This is a genomic window from Candidatus Neomarinimicrobiota bacterium, assembly GCA_041154365.1.
Lineage (GTDB): Bacteria > Fidelibacterota > Fidelibacteria > Fidelibacterales > Fidelibacteraceae > Fidelibacter > Fidelibacter multiformis.
The window spans coordinates 2628822-2645256 of record AP035449.1 but is presented as its reverse complement, the minus strand read 5'-3'; the positions used below and the strand labels follow the sequence as shown (position 1 = coordinate 2645256).

The following is a 16435-nucleotide window of genomic DNA, read 5'->3' as shown; positions in this document are numbered from 1 at the left end:
CCTTCCCTGTAAAATACGCTTTTCTAATTTCACGGAGTTAATCATAATTCTTCAAACATTAAATTCTCTTTTTCAAAAGATAGTATTATATTTCCTTACCATGATTGATACACTCAAACACCCTTTCCGGTTTATCTGGGATTTTTGGTATTATTACGAACCGGTAAAAAACCTTTTTCATGTATTTTACCTGAATGCCGACCCGTCCCTTGTCCCGTCGGAACAGTTTCACTGGGCCTCTCACTCAGGTGGGATATGGGGTGACCAGAGATTTTATCCACATGGATTGGGGGCCCACAGATGTTTTAACCGCCTCTCCGGACCGTTGGGATAACACATCTATCTGGACGGGTGATATCATTAAAGTGAAAAATGGATTTCTGCTCTATTATACATCCCGGGATGGCAATCTTGATGATGGGAAAACCCAGCATATTGGCTGTGCGTTTTCGAAAAAGATCGATACAGATCATTGGGAGCCGGTCCCCGATTTCAGAGTTAAACCCGATGGCCGATACTATACACAACGGTATGTCCCGGGGGATGTATCCATCCATTCCTGGCGGGATCCCTATCTTTTCAGGCATAAAGACAATATCTACATGCTGGTGACGGCAAAATCGGTATCAAGGCCGGTTAAGCACAACGGTGTGGCCGGTTTATTGAGATGTTGTGACGGACTTCTGAAAGAATGGGAATACCTGCCACCCCTCGCCAATACCGGCTTTTTTTCCGAAATGGATGTGAACCAGGTTTTTAAAAATCCACATGGCGGATATGAACTCATATGTTCAACAGGCCCGGACTATGATTCGGTGCCCGGGACCCGGGGGACAGGCGGACTTTATGCCATTCATTCGGAAAACCTGCTGGATTTTAACGGGAACAGCCCCCGGCAATTGCTCTCCCACGAATCGGGACTCTATGCCTTTCGCATTATTCCCGAACTGGGCGGTGAAATTATTGGATTTGACCACCGGACCGGTGGAATCCGGAGAAGCGGAGTGAAAACAGGGTGGAAGTCGGTTTGCAGGAATTTTTTACGTTTAAACGTTTAAATATTTAGACGTTTAAACGTTGAAAGGTTTAGATGTTGAAACGGTGCGTTAGTTGACAGTCGGCAATCAACTTTATGAGGTTAGAAGTTGGAAGCTGGCGTCGCTTCGCTCCTGGGGCTTCAGTCGAAAGTCGGCAGTCAACAGTCGGCAGTTTGTGACTTTTGGAAGCCGCTTCGCTCCGGCATAGGATTCAAGCACCTCACTTCATTCGGTGTTCAATAGCCGCTACGCGGCTTTCAATCACCACTTCGTGGTGTTCAAGCACCTCACTACGTTCGGTGTTCAAACGCTGCAGCGCAGCGTTCAAGGATCTCACTGCGTTCGATCTTCAATCCCAGATATGCGGATTTCAATGGGTGCCTGGAATTCTTTTTTGAACACTGCGAAGCAGTGCTGGAATGCTGAGCGCAGCGAAGCTATTGAACGGCACGAAGTGCCGCTTGAATTATTAAACGCCGCTTCGCGGCTTTCAATCACCACTTCGTGGTGTTCAAGCACCGCTTTGCGGTGTTCAATTGCTGCTTCACAGCGTTCAAGTCCATTATCTTTCATAAGCTGATATCTTGATACGACTGCTACAAAGTTTAAATGAGGACTGTATTTAATCCATTAAATAATTCGAAACAACACATATATGATTAACAATATTATCTTGCATTGTGTCGCATATCGCTGTATTTTACCCCCGGGGTGGGGGGCCTCACCTAAGCGAAATCATATATCCCATCTCTCTTATAATCCTTGTGCTAAATCAAATGAATCGCCAATTCTATTAAAGAAGTTAGAAGGTGGAAGTTGGAAGTTAGCGTCGCTGCGCTCCTGGTGTGTGTCGAGGTGTAGGGACAGGCCGTGGCCTGTCTAAAGTTAGCGTCGCTTCGCTCCTGATGTATTTATCAAGTCAATCAAATCAATCAATTCAATCGACTTTTTGACTTTCGACTGTCGACTGCCGACTGATGACTGTCCACTGTCGACTAACGACTCTCTGCCCTTTGCATCGCCAGCAGGCATTCAATGGTGGATTCGGCTCCGGAATTATCATTCACACTTCCTGCATCATCAATCCCGTCAAAACAGCGGCCTGTTTTTGGATCATACATGGGAATCCGGGCTGAATTTTTCCCCGTGAACCAGGAGAGGATTTCCCCGGCAATTTTGTAATATTTTTGATGTTCTGTTTCATCCGCAAGTGCCTGCATTCCCTGATACATGGAGTTGATACCGTAAGCAATCTGGGGATAAGGTGTCACTGTATATGCCTCATCAGCCAGAACCTTGATCTCCCAGGGATAATTATTAGACAGAACAAAGGGAATAAAATGGTCCGCCCACAGCCGGACACTTTCTAGATAGACAAAGTTTTCAGTTAACCGGTATGCTGCCATAAGGGCTGCAGCCTGTGTATTGCCCCAGTTATGCCAGGTTGATTCCCAACAGAAATACATTCCATGTAGTTCACTTTCCGGATTCAGATACTGGTATTTCATCAAACCTTCGGCTATTTTATTTACCTCTTCATGGTAATTAAAATCTCCTGTTTCAGTCAGACGAACCAGAGCTGTAAGGAGTTCTGCATTCATGTCCGGAGCCTTTTTTACCAGCCACAAAGGGCGGCCTCCCAAAGATGTTTCTTCCGTTTCCGGATAAAGAGATAAAATATCTTCCAAATGAGGGTCCATGGTTTGGATTTGTTTCTTTACCCGTTCGAGCAAATCTGCATATTTTGGTCGCTCACGAAATATGTTGTAAGCTGCTGTAAGCCCCCGAAGTCCCCGAATCGCCCACCATTGAAATTCGGCAGTGCTGGTCCGGTATTCCGTATTGATGGAACCATCCTCATGCATAAAATTGTACCACAATCCATCATCGCGACTCATATAGAGCAAAAAACGGGTCATTCCAGCAGCAATGGGAAGTAAGTCCCCCCTCTTACGCCGGATTATTTCTGTTTCCAGGACTTCCAGGAAACGTCCCACATCGTCCACACAGGTAATACCTTCTCCGGAAGCAATCACAGGTTCATAAGAAGGGGCATCGGCATAGATGTAGATAAAAGAAAGAGATTCCTCCCCATCCACTGTAAGACTGTCTGTCAGGTTTAGGGCGTGATTCAGGTTTACAGAAGATTGTAGCTGATCTTTCCGGGAATCACATCCCTGAAAATAAAACATAAGGCTCAGCAGAAAAATTGTCCATCTCATATCCGGTCTTTCTCTTCAAAAATCAGATCTGTTTTATCCACAACAGCCGCTCCGATGACCGTATCGGCCCCGGCATAAATCACCACATATTGATCTTCTGTTTCCATGGTAGCACAACTGAAGATCACATTAGGTACAAAGCCGTGGATTTCCCAGTCCATTTCCGGTTCAATGACAGGCCGGGATTGACGGGCCAGGATTTTTGTGGGATCGTCATAGTCCAGCAACGCCACACCCAGACGGTAAGCATTTGTCTCATCCACAGCATGATAGAAAAGAAGCCAGCCCTCCGGATGTTTAACGGGTGGACCTGCAATACCAATACGGACACTCTGCCAGTCATCGCTGATGGGGGTCATGATTTTTGTATGCTTGTAAAACTGCTTCATATCCTGAGTATAAGCAATCCAGATATCAGGATGGCGTCGGTGCAAAAGGATATATTCACCCCTGATTTGTTTTGGGAAAAAGGCAGAATTCTTGTTTTCTTCATCTAAAAGGACCCCTTTTCGGTCCCAGTGAATCAGATCCCGGCTGGTAGCCAGGCAGATCCGGTAATCCCCGGGAAAGCGGTTTCCAAATCCTGTATAGGTCATATAAAAGGTATCGTCGATTTTTACTATTCGCGGGTCTTCAGGTCCTCTCAGTTCCTGAGGGACGTCATTTTTTACAATCGGTTCTTGCCGCCTTTCCCAGTGAATCAGATCATCACTTGTGGCATATCCCAGTTGATTTATATATTCGCCATAACGGGCATGGCCACCGATGTTGGTGGCTCTGTAAATCATATGGAATCGTCCGTTTTCGTATACAGCCCCTGCATTGAAAACGGCCGCCCGTTCCCATTCATGTTCCGGATCGGGTAAAAAAACCGGGTCTTTTGAAATTCTGTGTAGTGTGATCATTGCTTCTGTGTCCTGTCTTTACGGTTTCATGGTTACAACGGTTTTCAGGCTTTTGTGTTCGGTTTGATTCTCGATGGCTTGTTTAATCTCCCCCAGTGAGAATGTTTTTATTTCAATATCATCTAATGTGATCTTTTTCGATTGTACCAAATCGATGGCGACTTGAAACGTTTCCGGATTAAGAAATGAGCCGCTGATCCGGATATCATTTTTAAAGAGTTCATACGGATATAAGGCAAAAGATTCTTCAGGATGTGGAACACCAAACAGGATTAAATGTCCTCCACGGTTTAAGAGGGAATATGCCGTTTTAACAGCCTGGATGTTTCCCACGCATTCTATCACACAATCAGCTCCGCCCCGGGTTAATGTGCGGATTTTTTCCTGAAGACGAAGGTCATGAGGGTTGAAAGCCGCGTCCGCCCCAAGTGATATCCCGGAATTTCTCCTGCTTTCATCGGGTTCCACCAGAAGAACCATGCGTGCCGGAGAAAGCATGACAAGTTTCAGCATAAGAAGCCCAATCATTCCGCCGCCTACAACAACTACGGCATCTCCGGAATGAATCTCTGCTTTTTGAAAACCATAGAGTGCACAGGAGAGGGGCTCCATCAAAGCTGCCTGCTCAGGGGGCAAATCCGGTGGGATATGGTAACACTGGCTTTCAGGAACGAAGCAGTGTGTGGCAAATCCGCCGTCAATGTTCACACCCAGAGCTGTCAGATTTTCGCAGAGATGGACCTTTCCTTTCCTGCAGAAGCGGCATTGTCCGCATGCAATATTGGGATCCACACTGATAGAATCACCAGGTTTGACAGAGGTGACCTGTGTGCCCGTCTCTTCAACAATACCGCAGAATTCATGCCCCAGAATTACGGGGGGACTGGCTTCAGATTCACCCTTCAGGATTTTGATATCCGTCCCGCAAATTCCACAGGCCTGGACCCGAAGCAAAACCTCATGGCTTCTGGGATCCCGAAGATCCCGCTCAATGGGATTCAGGCTCTTTCCGTTAAATTGTATGGCTTTCATCATTAGTTTTTTAACCCCGTTGTTGCCATACTTTCAATGAAATATCTCTGGAAGAAAGCATAGACCAAAATAATGGGGATTGCCAGGAGTGTTGCCGCCGCCAGTTCGGCCCCGAGCTGGGCTTCCGCCTGACCACCTACGGCAAATAGAGTGACCATCTGGGGCATGGTCATCAATTCCCGGACACGGATCACAATTAATGGCCATAACACATCATTCCAGCTTCCCATAAAGGAAAGAATGCCCACAGTGATAATCACAGGCCGGGAAAGGGGCCAGAAAATCCTGAACAGAATCATCAGGTCATTGCATCCGTCAATCCGGGCGGCATCTATGAGATCCTGGGGAATATCCAGGAAAAATTGCCGAAAGAGGAGAATACCGAATGTACTGATCATTCCGGGCACTATAAGAGCCATGTAGCTATCCACCCAGCCGAATTTAACCATGAGGATATACATGGGAATCAGGGTGATCTGAAAGGGAATCACCATGGTAAAAAGGATGACACCCAAAATAAAATCCCGTCCGAAAAAGCGGAGCCGGGAGAGGGCATACCCCACTATGGATCCAAAAAAGATGACGGATAATGTCACACATGAGGAAACGAAAAGACTGTTAAAAAGGGCGCGCCAGATGGGAATTTTCTGCACAACAGCTTCGTAACTGTTCAGTGTAAAATTGGATGACCACAACCCTACATGACTGATTTCAATTTCCGGCTTGAAGCTGGCAGAGATCATCCATAAAAAAGGATAAGCAAAAATTAATCCTCCTACAATCAGGAAAAGGTATATCCAGAATTTTTTCATTTGTCTTTTTGCTCCACAAGTTTCTTTTGAATCAACACAACGAGTAATACAATGACAGCAAAGAAAAATCCCAGTGTGGCGGCATAACCCATGTGACCGAAATAAAACGCCTGATTGTAAATATATAGCATAGCTGACAAAGTGCTGTTAACAGGGCCGCCGCCGGTCATGACGAAGGGTTCGATAAAGAGTGAAAAACCGCCGATGGTGGATAAGATAATCACAAGGACGATGGTACTGTTCAAAGCCGGCAGGGTGATGAAAAAGAATTGCTGAATGGGCCTTGCTCCGTCAATTTCCGCGGCCTCGTACAAATAACGGGGGATGCCCTGGAGCCCTACCAGAAAAAGGACAATGTACAAGCCCACATTTTTCCAGGTGGCCATAATGGCGATGGAAGGCATGGCCCAGTCCGGATGGGTAATCCAGGGGATACGAGACAGGCCCATTTTTGTCAGAAGGATATTCAGCAGACCTGAATCATAAGCATAGAGCTGACGCCATAAAAGGGTAATCACCACTCCTGAGACAATCACCGGCAGAAAATAGACCGCCCGAAAAAACCCCCGTGCCTTGATCTTTTGATTGAGCAATACAGCCAGAAGAAGGGCTACGATGATTTGAAGGGGGATATGGATGACCAGAAATTTGAGGGTGTTTAGGATGGATTGGAAAAAAAGTCTATCCTGAAAAAGGCGGATAAAATTCCGCAGGCCTACCCACTCCATGGGGGTAATCACATTCCATTTGTGGAAAATCAGGATAAATGAAAAAACAAGGGGGAACCCGACAAACAGAAGGAAATACAGGATGTAAGGGAGGCTCATCAGGTAGCCTATTTTGCTTTCGGAATTTGTGTTTTTTTGTTTCATCGTGAGCGGTTCCATTCAATAATCATTTCTGCCCGTTCTGCTGCATCTTTAACGGCCTGCTCCGGACGTTTCAGACCAAAAACGGCACAGGCTTCATACTCCTGGGAAATTCCGTCAAAAATCTCTTTCAGATCCGAAGCCCCGTCTACTCCCCGTGTGTAGGGTGCCTGTTCGGCAAATTTTACCATTCGGGGATGTTGGGTAAAATAATCTTTGTAAAGGGGATCTCCCGTCAGGTTTTGCCGTAAGGGAATCTGGCTGCATAGTTCAAGCAATCTTAAATCGGCCTGCGGGGTGATCAGAAATTTGGCAAATTCCCAGGCGGCTTCCGGATGTTCGGTGGTACTGAAAAGTGCAATATTTTTATGGTCGCCGTAAGTATAAACCGGTCCTTCCGTATCATCGGGGACAGGTATGGGTGAAATATCAAATTCAAAATCCGCTCCGGCATAGTTTTGGATATGAATCACATTCCATGGACCCGTAAATTGAGTGGCCAGTTTTCCGGCAACAAACTGATCCCCCTGAAAGGTTGTCCGGGGATAATAACCGTTGGCATACAATTCCTGAAAAAACTGAAAGACTTCCACAGATGCATCGTTGTTAAAAACAATGTCTGATTTGTCAAAGAGGGTTTTACCGCCGGAAGCCGCAATGTAAAAGGTGTAATAGTCGAAAAATCGTTGCCACCAGATAGGACGGATATCCCGGTACCCCATCCACTGGTCGAAATGGCCGTCCCCGTCCAGATCTTTTGTGATCAACCGGGCTGCGTCAAGGTACTCGCTGTATGTTTCCGGTGGATTTTTAACACCGGCTTCCCGGAAAAGACGGACATTATACATGACCATTATGGGATTGGTTTTCCATGGGATCTGGTAGTAATGACTGTCCGGGGACTGGAATGCATTCAGCAGTTCCATGGAAATCCGTGAAGCCATCACATCGAAAAAATCCGGGAACTCATTTAGGCGGACAAGCCCCCCGGCATTCGTGAAATCATCCATGGCTCCAGGCCAGATGTTCGAACAGATATCCGGGGTGGTTTTACCGGCAATGGCAGCCAATAAAACTTCCTCAGAGGACTGACTGGCTGGGATTGGTTGTAATCGGACCTGTATCTCAGGATGGGTGCTGTTCCATTTTTCTACCAGTTCTTCTGCCAGATTGATCTCATTCTGATTCGAAGAACACCAATAGGTTAAATGGATGACTCCAGCCTCATCATCCTTTCTTTGTGATGAATTCCTGTCGCAGGACAGGACTCCGGCCACACTCATGAGAATTACGAGAAGTATCAGTCTCTTTTTCATAGTTTTTAAAAAGTTACCACAAGTTTATCGATATTGGCAGTATGAACCGTGTGAATGGAAATTGTGTAATATCCGCCCCTGTTTTCGTAAGACCACAATCCGCTATAAGGTAATCCGTTATAGGTAATTGATTTGGGTATGGCTGGTGAAATCATAACCGATTCACACTCATGTCCCGGATACGCTTTCAGGGTCAGCCGAAACTGGTTGGTATCAAAACGACAGGATTCCAGAACAGCTTGTGTGCTCAGCAGAGTAGGGGATTTTGGCGATTCCCCCAGTACAACCGTGACGGTTTTCATCTCTGGGAAATTTTTGGGAAATACAGCTGTATTTACGGCGGAATTCCCAAATTTAATGTCTCTGATGACCGTTCCACTGCCTTTCAGATGAATCAACAGAGGATTCCCGTTGACATAAAGGGTAAAAGAACAATCCTCTTGTTTTTCCATTAAAAAGGGATCGAGGGCAATATTCCATCCATTGTCGGTCACGCCGTATAATTGATACAGGCAGTTCAGATACCAGGCTCCGGCCCACAAAAATTGGGGTTTGTCCACCGTTCCATATTCGGCAGGATTTTCCTTGTTGGCATTGCGGACTTCATAATAGGCCGGCTGGCCGTTTGGACCTTCCATAATGCCGTGGAGTGACATGGTCGTGCTGATGAATTCGGCGGCTTTGGCTTTTTCCCCGTTGGCAATGAGGGCCATGGCATACCAGGCATTCCCCTGAGGCCAGATCCCGCCGTTAAAATAGTAGTATTTGGCACCGGCCTCATTGCCTGAGAATTTCATGAATTCGCCCCACTGTTCAAAATCCATGGGATACGCATTGTAAATTCCCACAGCCGGATCCACCATGACGGAAGTAGCTGTTTGAACCAGTTTATCCTGCTTTGTTTCATCCAGCAAACCGTAATGGGCCGCCAGCAGGGAGCCGATGTAATAGTGCTCATCCAATGAACCGTTGTTGTGGTAGTTCATCAGGTAGCCTGCCTCTTTAACCCACAGCTTTTCAACCAGAGCTGTTTCCATGCTGTCCGCCAGAGATGCATATTTTTGAAGGGGCACGTCAGCTTTATCCAGTGCCGTGGAAAGATAGATATAATCTCTTAAGCTTTTTATGGCAAGAAGGGTCATGTATGTTCGGGGACCGTAATTATGGCCGATATCCCACCAGTCCGGCCGGTAAGACCACATGAGATAATCCTCTTCCAGGGTGAGCAGAGAATTTGTTACACGGGTGGTGATATAGGGAAACAGGGATTCCACAAAGGCACTGTCCCCGGAATGGCGGAGATATTTGGCCGCCACCTGCACGAACCAAAAATTATTCCAGTTGTCCGAATCGGCGAGTTCCGTCACATAACGACCGTCTTTCCAATAGTAGGCATGGGGAATGACATGGGCATCACTGGCGTGGTGAATGATATATTCCAGGTCATTTCGCACACGGTCAATGTCAAAATTCACGGCCGCCAGGTCGGTGACCAAAGCATCATGGGTAAAATAGAAATTGTATTCCGCCGGGCAGGGCATGGGGACGATTTCACTGTCCAGATAATGGGCATTGGCGGCCATGACGGCTTTTGCATACGCGGTGGAATGATCTGTTTCTGGGGTGCCGGTGTGGAAAATGGTCTGATATGCTTTATCGGCCACAAAATTTTCATACAGACTGACTTCCTGTTGAAAATTCTTCTCTAAATCCGCAACCAGTTCCCCGCTTTCTTCATGACTGCATGAACCAATAATCTGTACGATGTCCAGGGTTTCTCCCGGGTTGAGATTTTTTGTATAAACCTGGCGTACAGAAGGCGGAAGAGGCGGATTGGAGAGAATGCTTTTGATCGGCTTGTCTCCACCGTTAGCGAGAAAAACCACGGCATGACCGGCATCATCCTCCTGAAAATGGAAATAGGCCGCGTCCTCTTCAAGGGTGTTTACAGCCCGGTCAATCGGCCGGAAAGTGTGACAGGTCCGGATGGCCGTTTTCAAATGGGTACTGAATTCAAATTTTTCGGTTTTATCCGATGTGTTCTTCATCTGAATTGTCAGGATCATGGCCGGTTTGTTCTGACAAAAGCGATAATCTGCCTTCAGAAGAAAATCCCCCTTTTCCTGAATAAAGGAAACGGAAGCCGGGGTGAGTTCAAAAGGTGCCGGTTCTTTTCCAATGATCCGCAATGGCCCGTCTCCGATTTTCAGGGTCCAGTCCGCCACGTAAGAGGTATCCCGGGTCCAGTAATCCCGGCTGTGATCAATGCTGTTGGCAACAGGATAATAGAAGCTGATACGTTGGGGGATCATGGAACTGTGATGGAAGGAGACTCCCACAAAAGGACCACCCACCTCAATTTTGGCGTCTCCGGTAAAGTTGACCGGTAGTTTGGATGAATCGATACTTTTTGGGGAAGAGCAAGAGGTTAAGGTGGAGGTTAAGATTGAGATTAAGATTAAGCCCGGTGAAATGCGCAAAGTATATTTCAATGGGGAAGTTCGTGAACGATGTGATACTTTTTTCACAGAAGATTTTTGGATTTGCCGGATGAGTTTTTGACAGAGAACAATAAGGTTTTTCATATTTGTTGTTTTATCCTTATTTCAATTTCACACATTTTTTCACCAGTGTCAGTTCATCTGTCTGTAAACGGTACATATAAACCCCCGAGCTGATATTGGGAGAATTCCATATATGAAAATAGGAACCGGCAGATTTATATTCATCCACAAGTGTTTCAATCAGCCGTCCGTTGATGTCGTAGATCTCCAGTGTTACATGACTTCCCCGGGGGATATCAAATTGAAAAGTAGTGGTGGGATTAAAGGGATTGGGATAATTCTGGGAGAGGTGAAAACTGACCGGCAGTTCACTGCCATTCTCACGATTCCTGCTGGTTACGGAATAGAGTTCGGCTATTTCTTCAAGGGATAATGCATAATCATAGATGGCGATATCATCCAGACTGCCTTTAAAATTATATTCGGTGACATTGGGTAATACCTGCCCGATCATCAGGTCGATGGAAGTCGTTAGGAGAGTACCTGAAAAGGAGGAATGGGAATCCAGATTCCCGTTAATAAATAATTCAAAATTTTGACCATCGTATAATCCGACAACATGGTACCATGCGTTAGTGGAAACCTTGATCTGTGAGTCCAGATCTTTTACACCGTCTGTTGTTTTCACAGTCCACCGGATTTTTTTCTCAGGGATGATGGAGATTTTCCAGCGATTTTCCCAGTTCCCGTGGGAAATGGGGTAAGATTCCCGGGAACTGTAAAGTTCTGAAGCATTCATCCAGAAACTGACGGTAATGGCATTGGTGAAATTCAGGCTGCTGCTGTTGGGTACCCGGATATGATGACTGGTACCGTTAAAGGAAAAAGCGCAATCGGCATTTCCAAAACGGTTTTCTGTTAAAGTGGCACCATTTACGATGCCATGGTTATTCATACCACTGTCATCCTGTGCATTGCCGCTGAAGGGATACCAGGCTACCGGATCACCGGTCTGGGCGCCGGATGAATCCCGAACCACGATCCCGAGACTGTCCATATCGTATCCGCCGCGGGAATCGTCGATGGTGCATGTGATATAAAAATATCCCGATGAATCGGGTGCAATCCAGGCTATGACGGAATCTCCTCCCGTAATGGTTCCGAAGGGTGCAGACCATTCGTAAATCAGAAGATCCGAATCGGGATCGCTTGCCACACATTGTATGTATGTGGTATCCTGCTTGTCAATTTTTCGTGCAGATGCAATCAGTTCTTCAATCACCGGATCGTGGTTAAAGGCTTCAATGACTGTCATTGTCAGGCTGTCCCGGACCGGTTCAGCGATCCCGTCACTGACAGAGCAGTAAAGGGTTATTACCGTATCTACAGACGGAGCAGTCCAGGAGATAGATGGTGAATTACCATCCAGCGTATCATTTCCTGTAGACCACAAATACGTCAGGGCATCCAGATCCCGGTCCGCCGCCGTACAATAGATGGTAATAGCCTGGTTGAAAAGGATTGTGGCAGAGTCTGTTGCCAGGGATTTGATCCTTGGTTTGTGATTACTTACGGACATACCACTGCTGTAATCGGCCACGATACCGTCAACAAGCATCCTTTCTTCATCGTAGGTTATGGCTCCGCCCGTGGGGATCAGGACCGCCAGGATCACGCCGTCTGCGGGGATGGTAATTACAGTTTCGCCACTGATGGCAGTCTTGAGGATTTGGTTTGTAACAGCATCATAGAGATCCACACCTGTTGAACCGGCATTCAGTGTCACCGTTTTATCTTCGTCATACGGATTATAGTATAAATAGGAAGGATAGAAGTCTTTTTGGAAATAGTCCGTTTTGCATACATCAAGTCGTAAAATCCCCGGTATTTCTGTGGTATCGATCAATCCGCCCAAAATTCCCACATGGGATGAGCCATAGAGAGCGAAATTCGTCGCACCCCAGCCGCCGGATATGGCATCGCCGGTGGCAAAGGGACTTACACCGCTTCCGATGGCAAATTCCCGCATGGATTCATGGGCGATACAGGCGGTGGTGTCGTATTCATACGCCCAGGCTTCCCCATCCTGGTGATCAGCCGGGAGGTAATTGGCATAAAAAAGCCGGGAAGCATTGGCCAGGTTCAATACCCATTTGCCGATGGCCCGGGCATAGCGGTCATCATAACGGACCATGGGCACCAGTGCCCCTGCCATTTCAAAACCGTTCATGGCAAAGGCATATCCGTCGTAAAGGGCTTCTCCTACCAGGCCGTAACAGTCATATCCACCCCAGTTTCCCAGAGTTACACCCCATTGCCGGGCATTTCCCTCGGGATCGAAACACCAGTTGAGCATTTTGTCCACATTGTACGTGGTACCCAGTTCTGCATTCATCCGGGCGGCGATATAGACCCCATAAGGGAGCTGTAATTCGTACGCTGCATTTGTGGAAAAACCGCTCAAAAATTCCATGGCCCATTCGGCACCCATCCGATAGCGTGGGTTTCCGGTTTCAACATAGGCATTGTATAAAAGCCAGGCAATAGATCCGGCGGATTCCGGTTCTGTGACCCCTTCCGTGTGGGGTGTCATGGTGGATAAATACCAGCCCCGGTAATTCATGGATGCCCGGTTCCAGGGAGTGGCACTGCCTCCCATTGTTTCCACTGCTTTCAGCCACTGATCGGCCACCGATGTAAACTGGAAGTCAAAATCCCCAGTTCCAGGATAGAGATCGTATAACTGGTAAAAAAAGACATTCGGCATCATGGTATACCACCAGTCATCTCCGCTCTGACTGGTGGGATTATTCAGATAAACATTTTCTTCAGGTCTGCGGTTAAACCATTCTTCGCAACCTAATACCCAGTTGTGTCCGTTTTGATTGCTTTTATCAATGCCAATCAGTGTGGCACCGATGACTGCCGGTAATACATTGATGGCTTCTGCGTTCCCAGGGTAAGGGGTCCCCACTACGGTATGGAGCCCAAAGCTGTTATGATTGGGATAGTTGACCGTATGGGTATTAATCCACACCAAAGGCAAATACTGACCGGTCCGGCTCAGATCAAAAACGAGATTATCATAATCAACAGCCACCTGTTTCCAGTTCCTCATCAGATAGGGCTGGGGCAGATTCGGCATTTGTTCCACACGGGGCACGGGAATCTGGTCTGCAAGGGAAGTGGAAAAACAAATGATCAGACAGACAAGGAATTTTACTGGAGCCCTGCCCCCGTGGTGTTTATTCATGTATGTTCCTGTGATACGTGTTTATACTGTCAACGCCTAAAAATTCAGCCGGATTGTAAAACGGTTGACATGTTGCAAGCGACCGAAATCGGCGTAGGCATAATCCACCATAATATTGGATTGTCCGAACATCTGATAGCGGAGTCCGGTTCCCAGGGTCAGGCCTTCTTCTGTATCCCTTTGTCCAATGGCTTTATATCCGGCCCGAAGGTAAAGCATATTCAGCAGCAATAATTCACATCCTGCATTCATGCTTTCTGTATTATTGATTGGATGGAAAGCATCCACAGCGATCGTCAGGCGGGCTTGTTGTTTGTTTATCACATCGTATGCCAGTCCGAATTGCATGTTCAATGGGAGGGGCCAGTCATCGGTCATCAGCTTCCCCATGATCCGGTCGTTGTTCCCTTCAATGGATTCATCGGCATCGTAGTAAATAATCAAATCACTCCCGTCCATTTGAAGAGACGGGCCGAAATTGGTAATAGCTGCCCCGATACGCAGGCTGCCGAATCCTGTGTGGTACAGAGTTCCGATATCCACGGCAAAAGTGGATGTGTTCTCATGCCAGATACGTTCAGAGATATACTTTCCGGTAAACCCCATGGAAAAACGGTCTGTGATGCCAAAAGAATATGAGAGTCCCACAGCATAGCTTGTCGCATCGTATTCCTCACCGGTTCCGTCGGGAAAATCCACGGTTCGGACTTTCATGCGGGGGACTGTCATGGCATTAAGAAAAAAACCGGCGGTACCAAAACGCTGAAAGGGCAGGGTAGCCCCCATATAATTGAATGAAATATCTGCCAGCCATTCGGTTCTTTCAAATACAGCCTCTCCCTGATCCATACGGCACAAGCCGGCAGGATTCCAGTACAGGGCTGATACATCATTGGATATTGCCACAAAAGCTCCTCCCATACCAATAGCCCGGGATCCTACGCCAACTTCCAGAAAAGGTGCGGCGGTTGTACCTACATTGGTCATCCTGCCCGATTCACCATATGCAAGGGATGCCCCAAGCAGCAAAATAAGCCCCGTTTGCATAAGATGTTTTTTTACCTGAGTCCTTTTCATGAAAAACTCCTGTTCACTAATATGATGTGGAGACCCCCACAAAATCTATTTTTCGTGTGAAACCCTCGTCTGAGGTGTTGATACTTAAAAGAAAATCCTCATCAATTTCGATGGATGCTTTCGCCCTTAATCTTGTCAGATGGTTTTCCAGCCAGGCTTCTTTTTCTTCATCGCTTGTGATACTGTCTTTGATCGAATGGTAGAGTTTCCGGATCATTTTTTCAGCCAGCAAATATTCCCTGCGGGTTTGAACTTCTTCCCGGACAGAGGGATACTGATCCATTTTTTCCCGGAGCCCCATTTCCGATAGGACATGATCCCGGATATAGACCGCTGCGGCATTTTTCAGACTTTCCCGGAGACCGGTTTCCGAGGTGTATGTAACCGGTTGTGGATTAACGCGGTAATTCATGATCAGATCTCCAACGGTCATTTCTCCATCCCGAAAGGTGGCAATAGCCCTGGATGTCAGATGGCGTTTTGTGTGTTCCAGTGTGTTCACCTCCTGATCAGGGAGGTATTGCAGTTTCTCCGGTTCCAGAGGCCTCTTTTCCCACAGGTGCCGGGTCAGGGCATTGAGGGCATCGGCTTTGATGATGACTTGCTGGGGAGCCATCACCTGTTGGACAAATTCAAAGGAGGCCTGGGTTTCTTTTCGCTTTCGGAGCACTCCGGCTATCGATTCCCGGTGAATCTGGAAATCATGTTCGCGGATCAACACATTTTTCTCGTAATCCACGACTTTAAATATGTGATAATAGGTTCCGTCAAATACCGGTTCAGATACCTGGTGCAGATCCATGGAATAGAGTCTTTCCTCCAGATCAGGGGCTACATCGTTCCAGGAGACGGCATCCACAGCACCGTATAAGGGGGATTCGATAGTTTTAACACCGGGATACATGGGAATGTGCTTCCATGGCACAACGCCGGACCGGACATTTTTGATTTCCGGTTCAAGGGCAGTCTGGAAATGTTTTACATGCAGTGTTTTACAGGACCGTTCAAAGGCTTTTCGGGCTTCATGTTCTGTCACGGTGATGGGATTCCGGATATATTTCAGGTAGAGTTCCCGATTCACCGCCTGCCGGCGGAAAAGGTCCAATGCCCGCTGCATGAGGGTATCCGATGTTCCGAGGTCCATGGTTTCGGCTTCCTGGGCCAGGAGGATCCGGTCCGTGAGCCGTTGTAAGGCATCTGTGTAAGCCTTTTCCTTTGTCTGGGCAGCGATATGGCGGGGGATAAATTCATAGAAAAAAGCAAATTCATCGGCAGTCACAATCCGGCCGTTTACGGTGGCAACCGGAGAGGATTCCGGTTCAGGCTGATCACATCCCGGCAGAAAGGGATAGAGGATAAGAGCCGGAAGAATCAGCATTAGGATGCGATGTGTATACGTTTTCTTCAT

Annotated in this window: 13 protein-coding genes; 2 read left to right on the top strand and 11 right to left on the bottom strand. The window is 47.1% G+C overall.

Annotation, left to right across the window (positions count from 1 at the left end; genetic code table 11):
* Positions 1 to 100: 100 nt before the first annotated feature.
* Positions 101 to 334, top strand: coding sequence for a hypothetical protein (locus strainIA91_RS11210; protein WP_400166862.1), 234 nt, complete (start codon positions 101 to 103; stop codon positions 332 to 334).
* A complete protein-coding gene (locus strainIA91_RS11205; RefSeq protein WP_400166861.1) occupies positions 282 to 1058 on the top strand; it encodes a beta-fructosidase in 777 nt (258 codons plus the stop codon). The genes strainIA91_RS11210 and strainIA91_RS11205 overlap by 53 nt, the downstream gene beginning before the upstream one ends.
* A gap of 312 nt (positions 1059 to 1370) precedes the next feature.
* On the opposite strand, the gene strainIA91_RS11200 is transcribed toward strainIA91_RS11205, so the two are convergent.
* The 11 genes from strainIA91_RS11200 to strainIA91_RS11150 all read right to left on the bottom strand — a co-directional run bounded on the left by strainIA91_RS11200 (position 1371) and on the right by strainIA91_RS11150 (position 16435).
* Complete coding sequence (locus tag strainIA91_RS11200) at positions 1371 to 1610, bottom strand: hypothetical protein (RefSeq protein ID WP_400166860.1); 240 nt, start codon at positions 1608 to 1610, stop codon at positions 1371 to 1373.
* Positions 1611 to 2032: 422 nt separating this feature from the next.
* Positions 2033 to 3259 carry a hypothetical protein gene (locus strainIA91_RS11195; RefSeq protein ID WP_400166859.1) on the bottom strand — a complete coding sequence of 409 codons (1227 nt, stop codon included), beginning with the start codon at positions 3257 to 3259 and terminating at the stop codon, positions 2033 to 2035.
* Complete coding sequence (locus tag strainIA91_RS11190; protein ID WP_400166858.1) at positions 3256 to 4164, bottom strand: glycosidase; 909 nt, start codon at positions 4162 to 4164, stop codon at positions 3256 to 3258. Before strainIA91_RS11190 ends, strainIA91_RS11195 begins: the two co-directional genes overlap by 4 nt.
* Positions 4165 to 4182: 18 nt before the next feature.
* On the bottom strand, positions 4183 to 5199 hold the full coding sequence (locus tag strainIA91_RS11185; RefSeq protein ID WP_400166857.1) for a zinc-dependent alcohol dehydrogenase family protein: 1017 nt from the start codon (positions 5197 to 5199) through the stop codon (positions 4183 to 4185).
* Entirely contained in the window at positions 5199 to 6008 is an 810-nt protein-coding gene (locus strainIA91_RS11180; RefSeq protein ID WP_400166856.1) for a carbohydrate ABC transporter permease, read from the bottom strand. Before strainIA91_RS11180 ends, strainIA91_RS11185 begins: the two co-directional genes overlap by 1 nt.
* A complete protein-coding gene (locus strainIA91_RS11175) occupies positions 6005 to 6880 on the bottom strand; it encodes a carbohydrate ABC transporter permease (RefSeq protein ID WP_400166855.1) in 876 nt (291 codons plus the stop codon). Before strainIA91_RS11175 ends, strainIA91_RS11180 begins: the two co-directional genes overlap by 4 nt.
* The gene (locus strainIA91_RS11170; protein ID WP_400166854.1) at positions 6877 to 8193 is read right to left on the bottom strand and encodes an extracellular solute-binding protein; all 1317 of its coding nucleotides are present in this window, start codon (positions 8191 to 8193) and stop codon (positions 6877 to 6879) included. Before strainIA91_RS11170 ends, strainIA91_RS11175 begins: the two co-directional genes overlap by 4 nt.
* Positions 8194 to 8198: 5 nt before the next feature.
* Positions 8199 to 10547, bottom strand: a complete 2349-nt coding sequence (locus tag strainIA91_RS11165) for a hypothetical protein (RefSeq protein WP_400166853.1) — start codon at positions 10545 to 10547, stop codon at positions 8199 to 8201.
* 247 nt (positions 10548 to 10794) lie between these two features.
* The gene (locus tag strainIA91_RS11160) at positions 10795 to 13950 is read right to left on the bottom strand and encodes a LamG-like jellyroll fold domain-containing protein (RefSeq protein ID WP_400166852.1); all 3156 of its coding nucleotides are present in this window, start codon (positions 13948 to 13950) and stop codon (positions 10795 to 10797) included.
* A 36-nt stretch (positions 13951 to 13986) separates the two neighbouring features.
* On the bottom strand, positions 13987 to 15027 hold the full coding sequence (locus tag strainIA91_RS11155) for a PorV/PorQ family protein (protein WP_400166851.1): 1041 nt from the start codon (positions 15025 to 15027) through the stop codon (positions 13987 to 13989).
* A 16-nt stretch (positions 15028 to 15043) separates the two neighbouring features.
* Positions 15044 to 16435, bottom strand: coding sequence for a hypothetical protein (locus strainIA91_RS11150; protein ID WP_400166850.1), 1392 nt, complete (start codon positions 16433 to 16435; stop codon positions 15044 to 15046).